Annotated in this window: 21 protein-coding genes; 13 read left to right on the top strand and 8 right to left on the bottom strand. The window is 72.0% G+C overall.

The window, feature by feature from the left end:
- Positions 1 to 57: 57 nt before the first annotated feature.
- Positions 58 to 1,173: an allantoicase gene (gene alc, locus ACZ7L7_RS00570; protein ID WP_453603555.1), complete on the bottom strand. Its 1,116-nt coding sequence runs from the start codon at positions 1,171 to 1,173 to the stop codon at positions 58 to 60.
- Between the two features lie 46 nt (positions 1,174 to 1,219).
- Positions 1,220 to 2,557, bottom strand: a complete 1,338-nt coding sequence (gene allB, locus ACZ7L7_RS00565; RefSeq protein ID WP_453603556.1) for an allantoinase AllB — start codon at positions 2,555 to 2,557, stop codon at positions 1,220 to 1,222.
- Between the two features lie 245 nt (positions 2,558 to 2,802).
- On the opposite strand from allB, the gene ACZ7L7_RS00560 reads away from it, so the two are divergent.
- Both ACZ7L7_RS00560 and ACZ7L7_RS00555 read left to right on the top strand, forming a co-directional pair.
- Positions 2,803 to 3,600: an IclR family transcriptional regulator gene (locus ACZ7L7_RS00560; RefSeq protein WP_285512946.1), complete on the top strand. Its 798-nt coding sequence runs from the start codon at positions 2,803 to 2,805 to the stop codon at positions 3,598 to 3,600.
- Positions 3,597 to 4,256, top strand: a complete 660-nt coding sequence (locus ACZ7L7_RS00555) for a DUF6304 family protein (RefSeq protein WP_472074288.1) — start codon at positions 3,597 to 3,599, stop codon at positions 4,254 to 4,256. The genes ACZ7L7_RS00560 and ACZ7L7_RS00555 overlap by 4 nt, the downstream gene beginning before the upstream one ends.
- On the opposite strand, the gene ACZ7L7_RS00550 is transcribed toward ACZ7L7_RS00555, so the two are convergent.
- Positions 4,235 to 4,537: a DUF5955 family protein gene (locus tag ACZ7L7_RS00550; protein ID WP_453603561.1), complete on the bottom strand. Its 303-nt coding sequence runs from the start codon at positions 4,535 to 4,537 to the stop codon at positions 4,235 to 4,237. The two genes, ACZ7L7_RS00555 and ACZ7L7_RS00550, sit on opposite strands and share 22 nt — an antisense overlap.
- 216 nt (positions 4,538 to 4,753) lie before the next feature.
- Between ACZ7L7_RS00550 and ACZ7L7_RS00545 the strand changes: the two genes are divergently transcribed.
- Positions 4,754 to 5,353 (top strand): nucleotidyltransferase family protein, encoded by a 600-nt coding sequence (locus ACZ7L7_RS00545; RefSeq protein ID WP_285512949.1) that lies wholly within the window; start codon positions 4,754 to 4,756, stop codon positions 5,351 to 5,353.
- A 183-nt stretch (positions 5,354 to 5,536) separates the two neighbouring features.
- Positions 5,537 to 7,159, top strand: coding sequence for a malate synthase A (gene aceB, locus ACZ7L7_RS00540; protein WP_472074287.1), 1,623 nt, complete (start codon positions 5,537 to 5,539; stop codon positions 7,157 to 7,159).
- 12 nt (positions 7,160 to 7,171) lie between these two features.
- Here aceB and ACZ7L7_RS00535 read toward each other — a convergent pair whose 3' ends face one another.
- The 3 genes from ACZ7L7_RS00535 to ACZ7L7_RS00525 are packed head-to-tail and all read right to left on the bottom strand — an operon-like array spanning position 7,172 to position 9,866.
- On the bottom strand, positions 7,172 to 7,450 hold the full coding sequence (locus ACZ7L7_RS00535) for an Rdx family protein (protein WP_093718642.1): 279 nt from the start codon (positions 7,448 to 7,450) through the stop codon (positions 7,172 to 7,174).
- A complete protein-coding gene (locus ACZ7L7_RS00530) occupies positions 7,447 to 8,361 on the bottom strand; it encodes a HipA family kinase (protein WP_285512951.1) in 915 nt (304 codons plus the stop codon). Before ACZ7L7_RS00530 ends, ACZ7L7_RS00535 begins: the two co-directional genes overlap by 4 nt.
- 14 nt (positions 8,362 to 8,375) lie before the next feature.
- Positions 8,376 to 9,866, bottom strand: coding sequence for an IucA/IucC family protein (locus ACZ7L7_RS00525; protein ID WP_472074553.1), 1,491 nt, complete (start codon positions 9,864 to 9,866; stop codon positions 8,376 to 8,378).
- Between the two features lie 111 nt (positions 9,867 to 9,977).
- On the opposite strand from ACZ7L7_RS00525, the gene ACZ7L7_RS00520 reads away from it, so the two are divergent.
- Genes ACZ7L7_RS00520 through ACZ7L7_RS00510 form a run of 3 tightly spaced genes read left to right on the top strand, consistent with a single transcriptional unit; the run spans position 9,978 to position 13,543 of the window.
- Entirely contained in the window at positions 9,978 to 11,474 is a 1,497-nt protein-coding gene (locus ACZ7L7_RS00520) for an IucA/IucC family protein (RefSeq protein WP_285512952.1), read from the top strand.
- 45 nt (positions 11,475 to 11,519) lie between these two features.
- Complete coding sequence (locus tag ACZ7L7_RS00515; protein WP_285512953.1) at positions 11,520 to 12,779, top strand: VWA domain-containing protein; 1,260 nt, start codon at positions 11,520 to 11,522, stop codon at positions 12,777 to 12,779.
- On the top strand, positions 12,779 to 13,543 hold the full coding sequence (locus tag ACZ7L7_RS00510) for a hypothetical protein (RefSeq protein WP_285512954.1): 765 nt from the start codon (positions 12,779 to 12,781) through the stop codon (positions 13,541 to 13,543). The genes ACZ7L7_RS00515 and ACZ7L7_RS00510 overlap by 1 nt, the downstream gene beginning before the upstream one ends.
- 51 nt (positions 13,544 to 13,594) lie before the next feature.
- Here the strand turns inward: ACZ7L7_RS00510 and ACZ7L7_RS00505 are convergent, their stop codons facing one another.
- On the bottom strand, positions 13,595 to 14,221 hold the full coding sequence (locus ACZ7L7_RS00505) for a winged helix-turn-helix transcriptional regulator (RefSeq protein WP_285512955.1): 627 nt from the start codon (positions 14,219 to 14,221) through the stop codon (positions 13,595 to 13,597).
- An 81-nt stretch (positions 14,222 to 14,302) separates the two neighbouring features.
- On the opposite strand from ACZ7L7_RS00505, the gene ACZ7L7_RS00500 reads away from it, so the two are divergent.
- The 6 genes from ACZ7L7_RS00500 (at position 14,303) to ACZ7L7_RS00475 (ending at position 18,613) form a co-directional block, all read left to right on the top strand.
- On the top strand, positions 14,303 to 15,511 hold the full coding sequence (locus ACZ7L7_RS00500) for a pyridoxal phosphate-dependent aminotransferase (protein WP_285512956.1): 1,209 nt from the start codon (positions 14,303 to 14,305) through the stop codon (positions 15,509 to 15,511).
- Between the two features lie 89 nt (positions 15,512 to 15,600).
- On the top strand, positions 15,601 to 16,137 hold the full coding sequence (locus ACZ7L7_RS00495; RefSeq protein ID WP_472074286.1) for an HAD domain-containing protein: 537 nt from the start codon (positions 15,601 to 15,603) through the stop codon (positions 16,135 to 16,137).
- A gap of 30 nt (positions 16,138 to 16,167) precedes the next feature.
- Positions 16,168 to 16,767 (top strand): histidine phosphatase family protein, encoded by a 600-nt coding sequence (locus ACZ7L7_RS00490; protein ID WP_472074285.1) that lies wholly within the window; start codon positions 16,168 to 16,170, stop codon positions 16,765 to 16,767.
- Between the two features lie 53 nt (positions 16,768 to 16,820).
- On the top strand, positions 16,821 to 17,453 hold the full coding sequence (locus ACZ7L7_RS00485) for a hypothetical protein (protein ID WP_453603571.1): 633 nt from the start codon (positions 16,821 to 16,823) through the stop codon (positions 17,451 to 17,453).
- 63 nt (positions 17,454 to 17,516) lie between these two features.
- A complete protein-coding gene (locus ACZ7L7_RS00480; protein WP_453603573.1) occupies positions 17,517 to 17,939 on the top strand; it encodes an acyl-CoA thioesterase in 423 nt (140 codons plus the stop codon).
- A gap of 86 nt (positions 17,940 to 18,025) precedes the next feature.
- On the top strand, positions 18,026 to 18,613 hold the full coding sequence (locus tag ACZ7L7_RS00475) for a 3'-5' exonuclease (RefSeq protein WP_453603575.1): 588 nt from the start codon (positions 18,026 to 18,028) through the stop codon (positions 18,611 to 18,613).
- Here the strand turns inward: ACZ7L7_RS00475 and ACZ7L7_RS00470 are convergent.
- Positions 18,594 to 19,964 (bottom strand): nucleobase:cation symporter-2 family protein, encoded by a 1,371-nt coding sequence (locus ACZ7L7_RS00470; protein ID WP_285512962.1) that lies wholly within the window; start codon positions 19,962 to 19,964, stop codon positions 18,594 to 18,596. The genes ACZ7L7_RS00475 and ACZ7L7_RS00470 overlap by 20 nt on opposite strands.
- Between the last annotated feature and the right edge of the window lie 57 nt (positions 19,965 to 20,021).

The raw sequence follows: 20,021 nt of genomic DNA, 5'->3' as shown, positions 1-20,021 counted from the left end.
CCCCTGGGGGCGGGACGGGTAGGGGCGGCGGGGGCGAGGAAACCTCCCGGCGCGAGGTCAGCCGCCCAGTTCCTGGTACCGCGCCCCCAGCGCCCGCTCCCCCTCTTCCGTCAGGGAGCCGAAGAGGCGCAGCCGGGAGATGCCGCCGTCGGGGTAGATGTCCACCCGGGCATGCGTGCCCACCGCCGGTGTCGGCAGCAGGAAGCGGTGGTTCGTGTCGGGCTGGAGGCGCGTGCGGCCCAGCACCTCGCGCCAGTCCGACGACTCGCCGTCCTTCACCGACACCGACGCCCACCCGGCGCTGTTCCCCTTCAGATACGCCGTGTCGATCTCGATCGCGCGGATCTGGGCCTGGGACACCAGCCGATACTCGATCCAGTCGTTCCCCCGGTCACGGCGCCGCCGCGTCTCCCAGCCGTCGTCCATCTTGCGGGACCGCCCGGGCTGGATGGTGTTGGTCGCCGGGGAGTAGAACAGGTTGGAGGCGTCCAGGACGCTGCCGCCGTTCTCCAGGGCGACCACGTCGAAGGTGCCGAGCGCGGAGAGCCACGCCGGATCCGGCACCACCTCGCCGTAGACGCGCAGGCGCGCGATGCCCCCGTCGGGGTGCTGGTTGACGCGCAGATGTGTGAAGCGCTGTTCGACGGCGACCGCGAAGCCGTTCGCCGCGTGGCCGCCGACCGGCGTCCGGGGTACGAGCGTCGTCCACTTCACGTCGTCCGACAGCAGCTCCTCCGGCGACGGCGACCCCGCCACCGAGGTGCCCTCGACCGACACCGCCTGCGGGTAGTTGCCCCGGAAGTGCGCGGTGTCGACGACGATGCCGCGGACGACGCCCGGCGCGCCGAGGCGTACCAGCGCCCAGTCGTGGTCCTCGGCCGTCGGCCACGGGTGGTCGGCGGAGGCGCCGCGCCGGCGCCGCGTCTCCCAGCCGTCCATGATCTTGCCCTTGTGCCCGAAGTGCTCGGGGTCGAATTCGGCCCGCTCCGGCACGAGCAGGTTCTCGCGCTGGGCGAAGAACTCGTCGTTGGCGGCGATGACTCCGGCCCCCAGCTGCCGGTCGGCGAGGTTGGCGTACTGGGTGAAGGGGAACTCGGCGGTGCGGTAGTCCGCGTAGGGGTCACCGCCCCCGTACGGGTTCGCGTCGCCGGTGAAACTCACAATCGCCGTCACTGCTCATGCCTTTCGGTGGTCTGGGCGGGGGTGGAAGAAGACGCGCTCACTGCGGTCGGGCCAGTAGCGCCCCCCTCGGCTTCGTGAACTCCCCGTCCGCCACCACGCGTTCGCCCCTCAGCCAGGTCGACCGGACCACGCCGTACAGGGTCCTGCCCGCGTACGCCGTCACACGGTTGCGGTGCTGGAGGGCCGCCGGGTCCACGGTGAACGTCTCGTCGGGCGCGAGGACCGTGAAGTCGGCGTCCCGGCCCGCCTCGATGGCGCCCTTGCGGTCGGCGAGGCCGACCAGCTCGGCGGTGCGGGAGGACATCCAGCGCACCACGTCCTCCAGGGTGTGGCCGCGCCTGCGGGCCTCGGTCCAGACCGCGGAGAGGCTGAGCTGGAGGCCGGAGATGCCGCCCCAGGCGGTGGCGAAGTCGTCGGTCTTCAGGTCGGCCGTGGACGGGGAGTGGTCGGTGACCACGCAGTCGATCGTGCCGTCGGCGAGGGCCTGCCAGAGCAGGTCCTGGTTGGCGGACTCGCGGATCGGCGGGCAGCACTTGAACTCGCTGGCCCCGTCGGGGACTTCCTCGGCCGTGAGGGTGAGGTAGTGCGGGCAGGTCTCGACCGTCACGCGCACTCCGTCCGCCTTGGCCGCCGCGATCAGCGGGAGCGCGTCGGAGGAGGACAGGTGCAGTACGTGCACGCGCGCGTCCAACCGCTTGGCCTGCGCGATGAGTTGGGCGATCGCGGTGTCCTCCGCGTCGCGCGGGCGCGAGGCGAGGAAGTCGGCGTACTTGGGTCCGCCCTGCTGGGGTGCCGCCTGAAGGTGGCGCGGGTCCTCGGCGTGCACGATCAGCAGGCCGTCGAAGGCGGCGATCTCGGCGAGCGAGCGGGCGAGTTGCTCCTGGTCGAGGTGCGGGAACTCGTCCACGCCGGACGGGGAGAGGAACGCCTTGAAGCCGAACACCCCGGCCTCGTGCAGCGGGCGCAGGTCCTTGACGTTGTCGGGCAGCGCGCCGCCCCAGAAGCCGACGTCGATGTGCGCCTTGTCGGCGGCCACCCGCTGCTTGATCCGCAGGTGCTCGACCGTGGTGGTCGGCGGGAGGGAGTTCAGCGGCATGTCGACGAGCGTGGTGATACCGCCGGCCGCCGCGGCGCGGGTGGCGGTCCAGAAGCCCTCCCACTCGGTGCGGCCGGGGTCGTTGACGTGGACGTGGGTGTCGACCAGTCCGGGCAGCAGGACGTCGTCGCCGAGGTCCTCTGTCCGGCCGGCGGCCACGGGTCCGTCGTAGGGCAGTACGGCGGTGATCCTCCCGGCGGTGACGGCGACCGCTGCGGGCCGGGTCCCCTCCGGGGTGACGACGCGCGTCGAGCGCAGCACCAGTTCTACGTCGGCCACCCGAACCCCTCTCTCCGCGCCTCTCCCAGCACGGAATTCAACGTTCTGTTGAAGGAGTCTTCACTCCCGCCCCGGCGTCGTCAAGGGCACACTGCTGCTCAGCGCCTTCTACACCGCCACTCTGGACGTTTCCACAAAGCGGAAATAGAATTCCAGTACGCAGAACGTAGCTATGCACAAGCGAGGAGTCAACTGCCTGCCGGGTAGGCTGCTGCCCTTCCCGCCAGTCCCGAAAGGAACGCGCCGTGCCGACGTCCAGCGCCAGCACCACCGACTCCGCCAAGTCCGCCAGCGGTGGCGTCCAGTCCCTTGAGCGCGCCTTCGACCTGCTGGAGCGGATGGCGGACGCCGGCGGCGAGGTGGGTCTGAGCGAGCTGTCCGCGAGCAGCGGGCTGCCGCTGCCGACCATCCACCGGCTGATGCGCACCCTGGTGGCCTGCGGGTACGTCCGTCAGCAGCCCAACCGGCGCTATGCGCTGGGCCCGCGCCTGATCCGGCTCGGCGAGTCCGCCTCCCGGCTGCTCGGCACCTGGGCGCGCCCCTACCTCGCCCGCCTGGTCGAGGAGACCGGCGAGACGGCGAACATGGCCCTGCTGGACGGCGACGAGATCGTCTACGTCGCCCAGGTGCCCTCCAAGCACTCGATGCGCATGTTCACCGAGGTGGGCCGGCGCGTCCTGCCGCACTCCACCGGCGTCGGCAAGGCCCTGCTGGCGAACACGCCGGACGCCGAGGTGCGCGCCCTGCTCTCCCGTACGGGCATGCCGGCCGCGACGGAGAAGACGATCACCACCGCGGAGGGCTTCCTGGCGGCCCTGGAGGACGTACGGCGCCTCGGGTACGCCGTCGACGACAACGAGCAGGAGATCGGGGTCCGCTGCCTCGCGGTCTCGGTGCCGGACTCCCCCACCGCCGCCGCCATCTCCATCTCCGGCCCCGCCGGGCGCGTGACCGAGGAGGCCACCGAGCGGATCGTCCCGGTCCTCCAGCAGATCGCCCAGGAACTCTCCGAGGCCCTGACGACCGCCCAGAACCCCTCATGACCGGCTTATCGCGCTGGCCCGGCCGGTACACCGACCGGCACGGCTCGCAGGAGATCGTCTTCGAGTCGGACGGCCGTGAACTGATCCGTACGACGATCAGGGGCGTCCGCTTCGAGGGCGACGCCATGGACGGGCTCGGCGCGGTGGGCGGGGAGCCGCCCGAGCCGATGTTCGACCTGCGCGACGGGGACCTGTGGTCGTGCCTGCTGGAGTGGGAGCTGCCCCTGCCCGTGGACGTCGCCGGGCGGGGCGAGCGCATGGCGTCCCTGCACTGCGCCCTGAACCTCTGGTATCCCGAGGAGTCGGAGCACCTGACCCTCACCCTGCGCCTGGACGGCCGCGAACCGAGCGCCACCCACCCCGACTTCGAGACCGCGCTGCGCGAGATCGCGACCGCGCTGCCGGACGGCACCCGCCTCAAGGCGTGCGTCTCGTGCGCCTGGTCCGACTACCACCCGGCAGGCAACGGCATGATGGCGGGGCTGGCCTGCTTCCGCGAGGTGAAGGACCTCTACCGGCGGTGCGACGACAAGCACGGGCCGCACGGCATCTTCACGTACTGGCCCCTGCGCAGCGGGTTCGTCCAGGAGACCCACCTGTGCGACGAGTTCGAGCACCGCGCCGCGGACCACGGCTACCGCGGCGGATTCCCCTGACCGCGCTGCTCCCCGAACAGCTCCACCGCGCTGCGTACGTCGCTCAGCCCCCGGGACAGAGCGCTCACCGAGCCGATCGCGCCGGCGATCAGCAGTAACGAGCGTTGTAAGCGCGGGATTTCGGGCGCCCCGGTGACCGTCATCGCGGCCAGGCTGGCGAGTTCGTCCTCCGCGATGGCCTTGTCCGGGAACTCGGCCGGGAGCGCGGCGAGTTGGCGGCGCAGCCGGGACACCGCGGTCCGCAGTTCCGCCACTCTCGGATCCTCACCGCTGCCGGTCACCGGCCTCTGCCCCAAGCTCCGCAACACCGCTCTCCCCCCGCGCACGCCGTTGTGGGCGTCCACGTAGTGGCCCGCCCGAGCGCCCCCTGGGCACCACCGGGCGCCCGTGGGACGCGGGTCAGTAAACGCCACCGCCGCGCGGCGCGCCACCGCGCGGACCGAAATTCAGCCCTCGGAAACCGGGCCGTCCTCGCGGTGTACCGGTATGCAGGAGACATGACGGACAACGAACAGCAGGTCGCCGGGCTGATCCTGGCCGCGGGCGGGGGCCGGCGCCTGGGCGGACGCCCCAAGGCCCTGCTCGAACATCGCGGACGTCCGCTCGTCGAACACGCGGTCGGAGTACTGCGCGCGGCGGGCTGTACGCGCATCCATGTGGTGCTGGGGGCGAGCGCCGCCGCCGTACGGGAGCGGGCGCGGCTCGACGACTGCGTACTGGTGGACAACCCGGACTGGGAGGAGGGGATGGGGACCTCACTGCGGGCAGGGCTGGACTCCCTCGCCGGGACCGGGGCGCGGGCCGCGCTGGTCTCGCTGGTCGACCAGCCCGGGATCGGGCCGGAGGCGGTGGCACGGGTGCTGGGCGCCTACGACGGGGAGTCGGCGCTGGTGTCGGCCGCCTACGACGGCGTACGGGGGCATCCGGTCTTGTTCGGGGCCGCGCACTGGGCGGGGATCGCCGAGGCCGCGACCGGGGATCAAGGGGCACGTGGGTACCTGAAGGAGCGTGGGGCGCGGGTGCGGCTCGTGGAGTGCGGGGACGTGGCCCGGCCGTACGACATCGACACCGAGGCGGACCTGGTCCACCTTGAGTGAGCGGGGTGGCACTGAGCGACACCTTGCCTCGACCCGGAGAATCTCGACATCAACAAACCATTGAAGTTCCACGATAAGGAAACTACTATCCACTGCTCAGAAGCACCCGACCGCACAGAGGGCGCTCCTCGACCCCTGCGTGCCGCTGGCACCCGGTGCCACCGCTGAAGGAAGTGACAGCTCATGTCCGCACCAGCGCCGTCCCCGCTGGCCATCGTCGACGCCGAGCCCCTGCCCCGGCAGGAGGAGGTCCTCACCGACGCGGCCCTCGCCTTCGTGGCCGAGCTGCACCGTCGGTTCACGCCCCGCCGTGACGAACTCCTCGCCCGCCGGGCCGAGCGCCGCGCCGAGATCGCCCGCACCTCCACCCTCGACTTCCTCCCCGAGACGGCCGCGATCCGCGCGGACGACTCCTGGCGCGTCGCCGAGTGCCCGCCCGCCCTGCTGGACCGCCGGGTCGAGATCACCGGCCCCACCGACCGCAAGATGACCATCAACGCCCTCAACTCGGGCGCGAAGGTCTGGCTCGCGGACTTCGAGGACGCCTCCGCGCCGACCTGGGAGAACGTCGTCCTCGGCCAGCTCAATCTGAGCGACGCCTACACCCGGAAGATCGACTTCACCGATCCGAAGTCCGGCAAGTCCTACGCTCTGAAGGTCCCGGAGGAGCTGGCCACGGTCGTCATGCGCCCGCGCGGCTGGCACCTGAACGAACGCCACCTCCAGGTCGACGGCACGCCCGTGCCCGGCGCCTTCGTCGACTTCGGCCTGTACTTCTTCCACAACGCCCAGCGCCTGCTGGACCTCGGCAAGGGCCCGTACTTCTACCTCCCGAAGACCGAGTCGCACCTGGAGGCCCGCCTCTGGAACGAGGTGTTCGTCTTCGCGCAGGACTACGTCGGCATCCCGCAGGGCACCGTCCGCGCCACCGTGCTGATCGAGACCATCACGGCCGCGTACGAGATGGAGGAGATCCTCTACGAACTGCGCGACCACGCCTCCGGATTGAACGCGGGACGCTGGGACTACCTGTTCTCCATCGTCAAGAACTTCCGTGACGGCGGGCCGAAGTTCGTGCTCCCGGACCGCAACGCGGTCACCATGACCGCCCCGTTCATGCGCGCGTACACCGAACTCCTTGTCCGCACCTGCCACAAGCGCGGCGCGCACGCCATCGGCGGCATGGCCGCGTTCATCCCGTCCCGCAGGGACGAGGAGGTCAACAAGGTCGCCTTCGAGAAGGTGAAGGCCGACAAGGACCGCGAGGCGAGCGACGGTTTCGACGGCTCCTGGGTCGCCCACCCGGACCTGGTGCCGATCGCCATGGAGTCCTTCGACAAGGTGCTCGGGGACAGGCCGAACCAGAAGGACCGGCTGCGCGAGGACGTCCACGTCGAGGCCGCGGACCTCATCGCCATCGACTCGCTCCACGCCAAGCCCACGTACCCGGGTCTGGTCAACGCCGTGCAGGTGGGCATCCGTTACATCGAGGCGTGGCTGCGCGGGCTGGGCGCGGTCGCCATCTTCAACCTGATGGAGGACGCGGCCACCGCCGAGATCTCCCGCTCCCAGATCTGGCAGTGGATCAACGCGGGCGTGGAGTTCGAGAACGGCGAGAAGGCGACTCCCGAGCTGGCCCGCAAGGTCGCCGCCGAGGAGCTGGCGAACCTCCGGGCCGAACTCGGCGAGGAGGCCTTCGCGGCCGGCCACTGGCAGCAGGCGCACGACCTGCTGCTGGAGGTGGCGCTGGACGAGGACTACGCGGACTTCCTGACCCTGCCCGCGTACGAACAGCTCAAGGGCTGACGCCCCGCACCGTCAGGTGGCGGACTTTTCCGAGTGGCCCAGGGACTTCCCCGGGGCCACTCGGTCGCGTACGGCCTGCTTGACCGCCGTCGGCTCCGGGAAGCCCTGCTCGCGGCGGTCCCAGACCACCTCGTCGTCGACGCTGACGACGAAGACGCCCCCGGTGCCGGGCTTCAGGGCCAGCTCGGACAGTTCCGTCTCGAAGGTGGTGAGCAGCTCCTGCGCCAGCCAGGCCGCGCGGGGCAGCCACCGGCACTGGGTGCAGTACTCGATCCGGACCACATGACTCATCCCAGGTGCACCGACCAATCCTGTTCCGCCGCCGGCTTGCCGTGCAGGTCGGGGACCCGCTTGAGCCAGTCCGGGCGGCCCTGCTGTGTGCGTGCCGCGCGACGGGCGTCCTCGGCGGCGATCTCCTCCCGGGTGGGGAAGTCGGTGGGCAGCCAGGACGCCGAGGCCCGCACGCGCGCGTGCAGATAACCCACGTACGCCTCGCGGGCCTGCTCGGCGGTGGCGAAGCCGGGCTCGTCCAGCAGCCAGGCGTCCGGCACCTCGGCGGTGATCTCCCGCAGCAGCTCCTCGGTGACCCTCGGCGCCAGTTCGGCGTCGGCGGCCCGGGTGTCGGGGGCGGAGTGGCCGAGGGCGTGGTGGCGGAAGTCGTACGCCTTCGCGGGGTCGGAGGTGTCCCAGCGGTGGTGGAAGACGAGGGCCGCGCCGTGGTCGATCAGCCACAGGCGCGGGGGCGCGGTGCCGAACGTCGGCCAGACCATCAGGTTGGAGCTGTGCACCGTGCGGTCGACGTTGACGGTGAGGGCGTCCAGCCACACGATCCGCCCCGCCTCCAGCGGGTCGACGGTGAAGTGCCGGGCGATCTCCGGCGTGAAGTCCTTCGCGCCCGGCAGGTAGTCCATGCCGAGGTTGATCCCCGCGCTGGCACTGTGCAGCTCCCGCACCTCCTGGTGCGGCTCGCCGTCCGCGATCGCCGGGTCGAAGTCCACGAGCACCAGCTCGGGGAAGCGCAGCCCGAGCGCCCGCGCCAGCTCCCCCACGATCACCTCGGCCACCAGCGCCTTGCGCCCCTGCGCCGAGCCCGTGAACTTCACGACGTAGGTCCCCAGGTCGTCGGCCTCGACGACACCGGGCACGGAGCCGCCCGACCTCAGGGGGGTGACGTATCGGACGGCGTTGACTTGGCGCAGCACACGGTCAGCCTAGATCAGCACAGCGGGTTGGGCAGTTGCTTATAGCGGGCGGACGCCCCGTCCGCCTCGGTCCAGCGCAGGAGGAGGTTGGTCTTGCCGGGGAGGGTGGGGGTGGTGAGGAGGGCGGGAATCTCGGGGAGGTCGTGGGCGGCGAGGGACCGGCGCACGGCCGGCCAGGGGTTCAGCCCGGCGTGGCGTTCGGACAGGGCGGCGCCCACCTCCCACAGGTGGTTGACCAGGAGGCAGTAGACCAGGCGCTCCCAGCCCGCCGCGCGGTCCACGTCGGTGAGGAGCTTCACGCCCTCGGCGTCGCGGAACAGGGCCTGGGCGGGGAGGCCGGAGGCGTCGAAGGCGACGAGGGTGTTCTGGGCATGGGCTTCGAGGACCACGCCGTGGTCGGCGAAGGCGGTGAGGACGGGTGGGACCACCGCCGCCAGGTAGGCCTCCCACCACGCCTCCGGGGCTTCGGCGCTGTCCAGGGGGCTGCCCGGGAAGCCCTCCGCCAGGGCGGCCGCGAGCAGCGGGGTCGCGCCGGGGTGGACGCGGTCGTGGAGGCCGTCGCGGACCAGGACCGCCAGTTCCTCGAAGGCGAAGTCGGCGGTGCGGTAGCCGCGGTCGCTGAGCCAGGCGCCAGGGCCCGTGGCGAAGGCGCGGCACACCGCCTCGTCGGTGCGGCGCAGCTTCAGCAGGTCATGGCGCCACAGGCGGCGGATGTCGTTGGTGATGCGCACGTCCAGGCTGAACTTCAGGAACAGGTCCCGGTCGGGCGCGTAGACGGTGCGGATCGCGGCCGTGGGCCAGGTGTCGAAGCCCGTTGTGCCCAGGTGGATCAGCCGGCCGTCGGCGAAGGCCGGTCGGAGGTCGAGCAGGTCGAGCTGCCAGGGGTGGGCGGGCAGCAGCCGGTAGCCGGGCGGGGCCTCGCCGAGGGTGTCCAGGGCGCCGGTGTCACCCTCCTCGACCACCGCGTCCTCACGCAGGCCGAGCAGGACCAGCGGGAAGCGGGCGTACGCCTCGGGCGCGTACGGCAGCCAGGCGGCGACCGGTCCGCCGCCGCGCGCCTTGGGCGCCGGGTGGTGCGGGTGTCCGGTGACCAGGGACTGTTCGGAGCGCACGTACGGGTCGGCGGGCGGGGTCGCCGTGGCCCGCGCGGCGAGCAGCGCGGCGACCGCGTCCCGGCTGTCGACCATCTCGGCGGGCAGTTCGTGGTTGTCCCGGCCGGTGTGGCGGCGCAGTTCGTCGGCGACGAGTTTGACCAGTTCGGCGTGGCCCAAGGGAACCCAGCGGTCACCCACCCGCACTTCGGGCGCGGCCGGGCGGCGCGCGCCGCGTACCCGCAGCAGTCTGCCGCTGGGCAGGCGGTGCGTGTACGGTTCCCCGGTCCCGGTGATCGGCTCGGCCACCTCCCGCAGCAGGCAGTTGAGCAGGGGCGCCGCCGCGAGGGCGTCGGCGCGGTCCGCGACGTCGGCGCGCCGGGCGGCCGCGTCGGCGTTGGCGGGCGGGGGCATGAGTGTCACGCGCTTCACTCGTTCTCTACGGTCCGTTCGGGCGGTGAAGATCAGTATGTCTGCAAGTCACCGCCCGATCTGCCGCCCTACTGGTACCCGAGGAGCCCGCCCGTGCACCGTCCCCCCACCGCCGAGGCCGAGGTGGCGGCCGAGTTGGCCGACATCCGCCCGGCTCTGGTCCCCCGTTACACGGCGGAGCTTCCGGGCGCCCGCGCAGCCGTCCTGACCCGGCTGTGGCGGGCGCTGGCCCATGAGCCGCTGCCGTGGGTGACGGCCCGGGAAAGCCGCGGGGACGGCCTCACCCTGCGCCTTTCCGACGGCCGCCGGCTCACCGGGCCGCGCGCGGACCCGTACGCCACCGCCGCGTACGTCACCGAGGTACGGCTGGAGGAGACGGGGTACGACGATCCGGCGCTGTTGATGACCGATCTGGGCGCAGCCCGGGGCACGCCCTTCGTGGGTGAACTCGCGCACAGCGTCGCCTCGTTGGCGCTGTCGAGGGCCGGTCGGCCGGGTCCCTCGAAAGAGTGGCCGGTGCACGACTGGGAGTGGGAGCAGCGGGTGGTCGACGGGCACCCGTACCACCCCAACTGCCGTTCCCGGCCCGGGTTCTCGGTGGCCGAGCAGCTCGCCTACGGTCCCGAGCACCGGCCGCAGGTGGAGCTGGGGCTGTGGCCGGTGCCGGAGGAGGAGTGCCTGCTGACCGGGGTGTGGCCGGGCGAGCTGCGGGACGGGGGGCGCCTGTTGATCCCGGTGCACCCCTGGCAGGCGGCGCATGTGCTCAAGCGGCCCTGCGAGCGGACGGTCGCGGGTGCGCGCCCGCTGATGTCGCTGCGTACGCTGGCGCTGCCGGACGGGCCGCATGTGAAGACCGCGCTGAGCGCCCGGCTGACCTCGTCGGTGCGGGACATCTCGGGGTACTCCATCGCGCTGTCGGCGACCCTGTCCGCGTTCGCGGAGTCCCTGGCCGAACGGACCGACGGGCTGCTGCACTTCACGCGCACCCTGGGCGCGGCCACCGCCGACTCCCCCGACCTGGCCGCCGTCCTGCGCGAGTCGCCGCAGGAGTACGCGGGTGCGGGCGAGCGGGTGGTGCCGGTGGCCGCGCTCGCCACCACCGGACTCCCCGCCCGCGCCGACTGGACGGCCGCGTTCGCCCGGCTCGCGCTGACGGTCGGGCTGCGGCTGCTGGAGCTGGGCGTGGCCCTGGAGGCGCACGGACAGAACCTGTTGGTCGTACTGGACGCCGAGGGCGCCCCGGCGCGGCTGGTCTACCGCGACCTCGCCGACATCCGGATCAGCCCGGCCCGGCTGGCCGGACACGGCATCGCCCTGCCCGAGCTGACCGGACGCATCGTCACCGACGATGTGACGACCCTGCGCCGCAAGCTGTTCGGCTCCCTGGTGGCGGGCGCCCTCGCGGGCACCGCGGGTTCGGCGGCGGCCCTCGGTGCGGCCCTGGAGAGCGCCGTACCCGACCTGCCGCGTACCGCCGATCTCGCGGCCCTGCGCGAAGAGCCGCTGCCCACCAAGGCGTTGACGCTGATGAGGCTGTCGCCGCGGACGCCTGGGGACCAGTGGACGCTGCTGCCCAACCCCCTGCGGTGACGGGCCGTTTTGGAGCGTGACACTCCAGATCAATAAGATCCGCCGATGATCACAAGAACACGGCTGGCGTCGGGGGCCTGTGCCCTCCTCGCCGCGCTGACGGCGGGGCTGGCGTTCCCGGCCGGGGCGGCGGCCGGCGAACCCACCGGCGAGGACGCGCCCAAGGTCAACCTCGTCCTCGACGTCAGCGGCTCGATGCGGGCCAAGGACATCGACGGCCAGTCCCGGATGGCCGCCGCGAAACAGGCGTTCAACGAGGTGCTGGATGCCACCCCCGAGGAGGTGGAGCTGGGCATCCGCACGCTCGGCGCCAACTACCCCGGCGACAACCGCAAGACGGGCTGCAAGGACACCGCGCAGCTCTACCCGGTCGGCCCGCTGGACCGCACCGAGGCCAAGGCGGCGGTGGCCACGCTCACGCCCACCGGCTGGACCCCGATCGGCCCCGCGCTGCTGCAGGCCGCCGACGACCTCGACGGCGGCGAGGGCTCCAAGCGCATCGTGCTGATCAGCGACGGCGAGGACACCTGCGCCCCGCTCGACCCGTGCGAGGTGGCCCGGGAGATAGCCGCCAAGGGCATCGGGCTGACCATCGACACCCTCGGCCTGGTCCCGAGCACCAAGCTGCGGCAGCAGCTGAGCTGTATCGCGGAGGCCACCGGCGGGACGTACACCTCGGTGGAGCACACCGACGAACTGCGCGACCGGGTCAACCAGTTGGTGGACCGGGCGGCCGACCCGGTGGTCACCCCGGTGGCCACCGAGGGCGCGGACCGCTGCCCCGACGCCCCCACCCTCAAGTCCGGCCTGTACACCGACCGCGAGGAGTTCGGGAAGCAGCGCTGGTACCGGGTGGACGTGGAGCCCGGCCAGGAGCTGCGCGCCTCGGTGAGCGTGGGCGCGGACCGGGCGGTGAACCCCTCGTACGGGGTGCTGCTGCGGGCCGTGACGGTGCACGGGCGCGAGATCGTGCGCGGTGAGGCGGCGGGCAACGGCCGTACCGACACCGTCTCCACGGGCGTGCGCTACCCCAAGGCGGACCGCGAGGACGACCCGGCCGAGACCGTGTGCCTCCAGGTCACGCACTCCTTCTCGGCGGCCTCGGGTGTGAAGACCACGCCGGGTCTGCCGCTGGAGCTGACCATCGACGTGGTCGACGGCCCGTCGGACTCCGACGATGTGGCCTCCTTCGGTCTCGGGCGCGGCTGGTGGCTGCTGGGCGTGCTGATTCTGACCGGCTTCCTCGCCGGGCTCGTCTGGGGCTGGCTGTCGCGCTGGCGCGTCTCGGTCTGGAGGACCAACTGATGCGGATCACAAGAACGTTGACCGCCGCCCTGCTGATGCTGGGCCTGTCCGCGGCACCCGCGCTGGCGGAGGACGAGCCGAAGGACGGCGCCCCCACCGAGGCGGGCACCTCCTTCCGTACGGCGACGGAGATCGAGCAGGGCCAGGACGCCACCGCGTCCGGTTCGGCGGGTGACTACCTGTACTGGTCGTTCCCGGCGGACACCGGGCAGCGGCCCACCGTGAAGGCGACGGTGAAGCTGCCCGAGACGCATGCCGCGCAGACCTGGCAGGTCGACGTCTACGACGGGCTGCGGCGCCGCCAGTCCTGCCAGTACGGCGCGCAGACGCGCACCGCGGCGGCCAACGCCCCGTCGGTGGAGGTGGCCTGTGTGCTGCGCACGGTGCGGGCCTGGTCGGAGCCGTGGGCCAACGACCCGCTGCCGGGCACCTATTACATCCGGCTGACCGTGGTGAACCTGGCCACCGGTGACCTGGGTCTGCCGGTGGACGCCTCGGTGCGGGTGGACTCCAAGGACATCGGCGGCGCGGCGGCCGTGGACGGCTCGCTGGGCGAGCCGCTGGTGCCGGGAGTGGCCGTGAAGTCCGAGGCGGAGGAGCAGGATTCGGCGGTGCTGTCGAGCATCGACCCGGACGACGGCTGGTCCTCGGGCTGGTGGTCCGACCGCTGGGTGTGGACCGCGGTGGGCGGCATCCTGGCGGCGCTGGCGGGCGTCGGCGGGTACACGCTGACGCGTGGCTCCGGGCGGCCGACCAGGGCCTGACCGCTTCCGTGCAGGGGCCCGTCGCACTCCGGTGCGGCGGGCCCTCGGCGTCTATCCCTCGCGCAGCGCCTTGGCGAGCGTGCCGTCGCCGGTCACCGTGATCCGGCCGTCCCGTACCGCGTCGGTCACGCTCAACTCGCCGCGCGCCACGGCCGTACAGGTACCGGTGTCCAGGGCGAGCCGGGCGTCGGGCTCGGCCGGGGCGGGGCCGTCGCCGTAGACCGGCCCGTCCTCGGCGCCGGCGTACACATGGAACCGCCCCTCCTCCAGGGCCACTTCGACCAGCCCCTCCCCCTCCAGCTCCCTCAGCAGCGGCAGCGCGAACCAGTGGGCGCGCACCGCGTCCGTGGGCCTGCGCTCGCCGAGTTCGGCCCGCCCCCACTCCCCCAGCGCCTGGAGGACGGGCAGCAACTGCCGTCCGCGCGGGGTGAGTTCGTAGACGTAGGCGGCGCCCGGCGGGGGCAGGCGGCGCCGGGTGGTCAGGCCGTCGCGCTCCATGTCCTTCAGTCGGGAGGCCAGTACATCGGTGCTCACGCCGGGCAGGTCCGCGTGCAGGTCGGTGTAGCGGCGCGGTCCGGCCAGCAGTTCCCGGACGATCAGCAGGGTCCAGCGGTCGCCCACGACGTCGAGCGCGCGGGCGGCGGAACAGTACTGGTCGTAGCTTCGGCGTGGTGACATGGCACGCAGTCTAGACATGTCATTGGACTTTCCAAGCACCCACTTGGTAAAACCAAGCAACACCAGATCCTGGAGGGGCGCATGGAGTTCCGGCAGTCGAACAAGCTCAGCGATGTCTGCTACGAGATCCGCGGCCCGGTGATCGAGCACGCCGACGCGCTGGAGAAGGCGGGCCACAGCGTGCTGCGCCTGAACACCGGCAACCCCGCGCTCTTCGGCTTCGAGGCGCCGGAGGAGATCCTCCAGGACATGATCCGGATGCTGCCCCAGGCGCACGGCTACACCGACTCCAAGGGTGTCCTCTCCGCCCGCCGGGCTGTCGCGGGGCGCTACCAGACGCTGGGCCTTGAGGTGGACGTCGACGACGTGTTCCTCGGCAACGGCATCTCCGAGCTGATCTCCATGGCCGTGACCGCGCTGGTGGAGGACGGCGACGAAATCCTCATCCCCGCGCCCGACTTCCCCCTCTGGACGGCCGTCACCACGCTCGCGGGCGGCAAGCCCGTGCACTACCTCTGCGACGAGCAGGCCGACTGGTACCCGGACCTGGACGACATGGCCGCGAAGATCACGGACCGCACCAAGGCCGTGGTCATCATCAACCCCAACAACCCCACCGGCGCGGTCTACCCCAAGGAGGTCATCGAGGGCATCCTCGACCTCGCCCGCCGCCACGGCCTGATGGTCTTCGCGGACGAGATCTACGACCAGATCCTCTACGACGACGCCGTCCACCACTCGGCCGCCGCCCTCGCCCCCGACCTGGTCGTCCTCACCTTCTGCGGCCTGTCCAAGACGTACCGGGTGGCGGGCTTCCGCTCGGGCTGGCTGGTCGTCACCGGGCCCAAGCAGCACGCCCGCAACTACCTGGAGGGCCTGACCATGCTGGCCTCCATGCGGCTGTGCGCCAACGCGCCCGCCCAGTACGCCATCCAGGCCGCGCTCGGCGGCCGCCAGTCCATCAAGGAGCTGACCGCGCCCGGCGGGCGGCTGCGCCAGCAGCGCGACGTGGCCTGGGAGAAGCTGAACGAGATCCCCGGCGTGTCCTGTGTGAAGCCCAAGGGCTCGCTGTACGCCTTCCCTCGCCTCGACCCGAAGGTGCACAAGATCCACGACGACGAGAAGTTCGTCCTGGACCTGCTGCTGCGCGAGAAGATCCAGGTCGTCCAGGGCACCGGCTTCAACTGGCCCACCCCGGACCACTTCCGCATCCTCACCCTCCCGCACGCCGACGACCTGGAGGCGGCGATCGGCCGGATCGGACGCTTCCTCGGCGGATACCGGCAGTAGCGGATACCGGGGGCGGTGAGCGGGCAACCGCGGCAGCGGGCCGCGGCCGTGGCGGATACCCGCGGCGGTGGACGGGTAGGTCGTCGGCCATGAGCGACCGCCCGCTGCTCCTCCTCGACGTCGACGGCCCCCTGAACCCCTTCCGGGCCGTCTTCGCCCGCCACCGCGACTATGTCACCCGCAGGGTCCACCCGCCGAGCTGGGCGAACCGGCAGCCCCCGGGCTCTTGGCGGCTGCGCCGCGGCCTGCCGGTGCGCCTGCACCCGGGCCACGGGGCACGGCTTCAGTCCCTGCCCTACGAACTGACCTGGGCGACCACCTGGATGCACGAGGCCAACGAGTACGTCGCCCCGGTGATCGGGCTCCCCGACGACCTGCCCGTCATCGAGTTCACGGACCTGTTCGTCCCGGACCCCGAGGGCCTGTACTGGAAGACCCGCCAGGTGGTGGCCTGGGCGGCGGGGCGACCGTTCGTGTGGGTGGACGACATGGTGACCGACCTGGACGTGCGGCACGTGGAGGAGTCCCACGCCGGTCCCGCCCTGCTGCTGCGGGCAGACCCGCGCCGGGGGCTCGGGGAGCCGGAGTTCGCGCGGCTGGAGCAGTGGGCCCGCGAGCTGTCGTGACTTCTCCCGGCTGGATCTAGCCTGTGGGGCATGAGTGATCTTCTGCTGGTGCGGCACGGGGAGACCGAGTGGTCGCGGTCGGGGCGTCACACCGGGACGACGGACGTTCCGCTGACCGAGCACGGGCGGGAGGAGGCGCGGCGGCTGGTGCCGCTGATCCGCTCGCACCGGATCGGGGCGGCCTTCGTCAGCCCGCTGCAACGGGCCCGGGAGACGGCGGAGCTGATCGGGCTGACCTCCACGCGGATCGAGCCGGACCTGCGGGAGTGGGACTACGGCGCCTACGAGGGCGTGACCACGGTCGAGATCCAGCGTGAGCGGCCGGGCTGGTTCCTGTTCGCCGACGGGGTCGCTCCGGGGCCGCCCGAGCATCCCGGGGAGAGCGTGGAGGAGGTCGGCAGGCGCGCGGACCGGGTGCTGGCCACGGTGGACGCGGCGCACGCCAACACCGAGGGCGTGGTGGTGCTGGTGGCGCACGGACACTTCCTGCGCGTCCTGACGGCGCGGCGACTGGGGCTGCCGCCCTCGGACGGGGCGCTGTTCCAGCTGGCCACCGGGACCGTGTGCCGGCTGAGCACCGAGCACGGGCGGCCGGTGATCGCCGGGTGGAATGTCAGACCCTCGCCGTAGCCTTCCCAACGGTGGAGCCGCACCGGGTGCCACACCGTGGGAAGGAGCACGCCGTGACCAGACCGCCGACCGCCGCGCAGCGGCGTGTGATCGACGCCGCCGACCCCGTCACCGGGCGGCTGAGCGGTACGGAGGCGCAGCTCGCCGCGCTGGTCAAACGCGGGCTCGCGTTCCGTCATCCGCGTCCGCCGCACGCCCACTTCCTGACGCCGGCGGGCCATCGCGTACGGGAGTCGGCGGGCGAGGAGCCTCCGGCCGCGCCCGAGCCCGCCGCCACGACGGCCGGGGTGTTCACGGCGCGCATCGGCGGCGAGGAGGAGCCACCCCCGGCCGGTCCGGCCCGCATACGTGAGGTGCGCAGTGCCTGGGAGGGCCTGCTGGAGCTGCGCCGGATGACCAACGCGGACGGCGCCACGGACCGGCCGTGCGGCTGGGAGCGCACGCATCTGGTGCAGGCGGCGGCGCTGGCCCTGGAGGCGGCCGGGCATCCACCCGCCGGTACGGACGGCAGCGGCTACCGGGTGCGCGCGACCCCGCAGCCGGAGGCGGTGGCGGTGCACGGGGCGGGCGCCGAGGGCCTGCGCGGCTGCTCGGTGACGCTGGAGAAGGCGGGCTGGCAGGTCAGCGAGCACACCGAGCCCCGGACCCGCGAGCGCTATCTGCTGGCCTCGCCCAGACGGATGTAGAGGCCACGTGTCAGGATCAGGTGGTCGAGAGGCCCGAGCAGCAAGGCAGGCGAAAGGGAAGTCGTGAGCGAGCCGTTTTCCGTTCCGGTGACCGTCCGTGGCTACGAGACGGATGTGCAGGGACACCTCAACCAGGCCGTGTACCTGCAGTACGCGGAGCACGCCCGCTGGTCCCTGCTCCACGCGGCCGGGATCACCCAGTCCGCGCTGCAGGCCAAGGGGGTCGGACCGGTCGCCCTGGAAACGACCGTCCGCTACCGGCGTGAGCTGCTCGCCGGAGACGAGGTCGACGTGACCTGCTCTTTCCTCTGGGGCGAGGGCAAGACCTTCCGTATCGAGCAGACCATCCGCAAGACGGACGGCACGCTGGCGGCGGAGATCACGGCGGTCGGCGGTCTGCTGGACCTCACGGCCCGCAAACTGCTCCCCGACCCGCGCGCCTACTTCAAGGAACTGGCCGCCGAACCGGCCCTGTTCGGGCTCTGACCCGTATGAGGGGCCCCGGAAAGCCATGTGCGGGCCCCGGAAAACCGTGTGCGGTCCGCCTCGTTCACCTGCGAGGCTGACCGCCCATGGCGCCACGACGTGTAAAACCCAGCCTGTACATCTCCGTGGACATCGAGGCCGACGGCCCGATCCCGGGGCCGTACTCCATGCTCAGCATCGGCGCGGCGGTCGCCGGGACGCAGGACGCGGACGGGTTCGTGGCGGCCGACCCGCAGGCGCGGACCTTCTACCGGGAACTGAAGCCCATCAGCGACGACTTCGTGCCGGAGGCGCTCGCGGTCAGCGGTCTCGACCGGGAGCGCCTCGGCGCAGAGGGCTACGATCCGGCGCTCGCGATGACGCAGTTCAGCCGGTGGGTGCGGGAGGTGTCCGAGGGCGCGCAGCCCGTGATGTGCGGGTACCCGGCCTCGTACGACTGGACCTTTCTGTACTGGTACTTGATCCGGTTCGCCGGTTCGAGTCCCTTCGGGCACTCGGGGTGCCTGGACATGAAGACCCTCTACGCCACCAAGGCACGCCTGCCGCTGCGGGCCGTCGCCAAGGGCACCATGCCGCGCGAGCTGCTGTCGCGGCGCCGGCACACGCACCACGCCCTGGACGACGCGATCGAGCAGGCGGAGCTGTTCGCGAACCTCATGGCGTGGCCGGGCTGAGTTCCTCCCCCGCCTCCATGGGGTGCGTCACGTCCTGCGCGTCGCTCCGCTTGCCGAGGTGGTTGAAGACCAGGTTCAGGACGACCGCCACGACACAGCCGGTGGAGATACCCGAGTCCAGGACGATCCGGGCGGTCTCCGGGAAGGCGTGGTAGAACTCCGGCGCGGAGATCGGGATGATGCCGATCGCGAGGGAGACGGCGACGATGAGGACGTTGTTGTCCTTCTCAAGGCCGGCGCGGACCAGGGTCTGGATGCCGCTCGCCGCGACCGAGCCGAACAGGACCACGCCCGCGCCGCCCAGCACCGGGCGCGGCACGACCGCGATCAGCGAGGCGGCCATCGGGCACAGGCCCATCAGCACCAGGAAGCCGCCGCCCGCGGCGACGACGTAGCGGCTGCGGATCCTCGTCATCGCGACCAGGCCGATGTTCTGGGCGAAGGCGCTGCACATGAAGCCGTTGAAGACGGGGCTGAGGGCCGAGCCGAGCGTGTCCGCGCGCAGTCCGGCGGCGATGGTCTTCTCGTCGGCGGGCCGGTCGACGATCTCGCCCAGCGCCAGCATGTCGGCGGTCGACTCGGTCATCGACACCACCATCACCACGCACATCGAGACGATCGCGGCGATCTGGAACTGCGGAGCGCCGAAGTGGAACGGCGTCGGGAAGCCGACCACGGCCGCGTCCGTGACCGGCCCGAAGTCGGTGACGCCGAACGGGATGGCGATCAGGGTGCCGCCGACCAGGCCGAGCAGGACGGCGATCTGCTTGACGAAGCCGCGGGTGAACCGGCGCAGCAGCAGGACCAGCAGCAGCGTCACCGCGGCCAGGGTGAGGTAGGTGCTCGAACCGTAGTCGCTCGCCGCGGGGTTGGGGCCCTGCGCCCAGCCGAAGGCGACGGGGAGCAGGGAGACGCCGATGAGCGTGATGACCGTGCCGGTGACCACGGGCGGGAAGAAGCGGACCATCTTGCTGAAGAACGGCGCCGCTATGAAGCCCAGCAGTCCGGCGACGATGACCGCCCCGAAGATGATCGGCAGCGCGTCGGACTTGTCGTCCGTGGCGGCGACGACGGCGGTCATGGGGGCGACACCGGCGAAAGTGACGCCGTTGACGAAGGGGAGCCGGGCACCGATCTTCCAGATGCCGAGGGTCTGGAGGAAGGTCGCGAGGCCCGCCGTGAAGAGGCAGGCGCCGGTGAGGAAGGTCAGTTCGGTGCCGGAAAGGCCGATGGCCGCGCCGACGATCAGGGGCGGGGCGACGACGCCCGCGTACATGGCGGCCACGTGCTGCAGGCCGGTGGTCGCCATTTTGAAGGCGGGGAGTTTCTCGTCGACGGGGTGGGCGGACACGGGCGGCTCCTCCGGTCGGTTGACAGCACGTCGGCTCTGACGTGGGTTTCAAGGAGG

It is taken from the genome of Streptomyces sp. NPDC110618, from assembly GCF_055657065.1.
This window is presented reverse-complemented; position numbering and strand designations above follow the sequence as displayed.

Bases quoted from the DNA above. Each gene is read 5' to 3' on its own strand.
- ACZ7L7_RS00555 (WP_472074288.1), top strand. From the start codon at position 3,597: ATGACCGGCTTATCGCGCTGGCCCGGCCGGTACACCGACCGGCACGGC.
- ACZ7L7_RS00545 (WP_285512949.1), top strand. From the start codon at position 4,754: ATGACGGACAACGAACAGCAGGTCGCCGGGCTGATCCTGGCCGCGGGC.
- aceB (WP_472074287.1), top strand. From the start codon at position 5,537: ATGTCCGCACCAGCGCCGTCCCCGCTGGCCATCGTCGACGCCGAGCCC.
- ACZ7L7_RS00535 (WP_093718642.1), bottom strand. From the start codon at position 7,450: ATGAGTCATGTGGTCCGGATCGAGTACTGCACCCAGTGCCGGTGGCTG.
- ACZ7L7_RS00525 (WP_472074553.1), bottom strand. From the start codon at position 9,866: ATGCCCCCGCCCGCCAACGCCGACGCGGCCGCCCGGCGCGCCGACGTC.
- ACZ7L7_RS00515 (WP_285512953.1), top strand. From the start codon at position 11,520: ATGATCACAAGAACACGGCTGGCGTCGGGGGCCTGTGCCCTCCTCGCC.
- ACZ7L7_RS00510 (WP_285512954.1), top strand. From the start codon at position 12,779: ATGCGGATCACAAGAACGTTGACCGCCGCCCTGCTGATGCTGGGCCTG.
- ACZ7L7_RS00505 (WP_285512955.1), bottom strand. From the start codon at position 14,221: ATGTCACCACGCCGAAGCTACGACCAGTACTGTTCCGCCGCCCGCGCG.
- ACZ7L7_RS00500 (WP_285512956.1), top strand. From the start codon at position 14,303: ATGGAGTTCCGGCAGTCGAACAAGCTCAGCGATGTCTGCTACGAGATC.
- ACZ7L7_RS00495 (WP_472074286.1), top strand. From the start codon at position 15,601: ATGAGCGACCGCCCGCTGCTCCTCCTCGACGTCGACGGCCCCCTGAAC.
- ACZ7L7_RS00490 (WP_472074285.1), top strand. From the start codon at position 16,168: ATGAGTGATCTTCTGCTGGTGCGGCACGGGGAGACCGAGTGGTCGCGG.
- ACZ7L7_RS00475 (WP_453603575.1), top strand. From the start codon at position 18,026: ATGGCGCCACGACGTGTAAAACCCAGCCTGTACATCTCCGTGGACATC.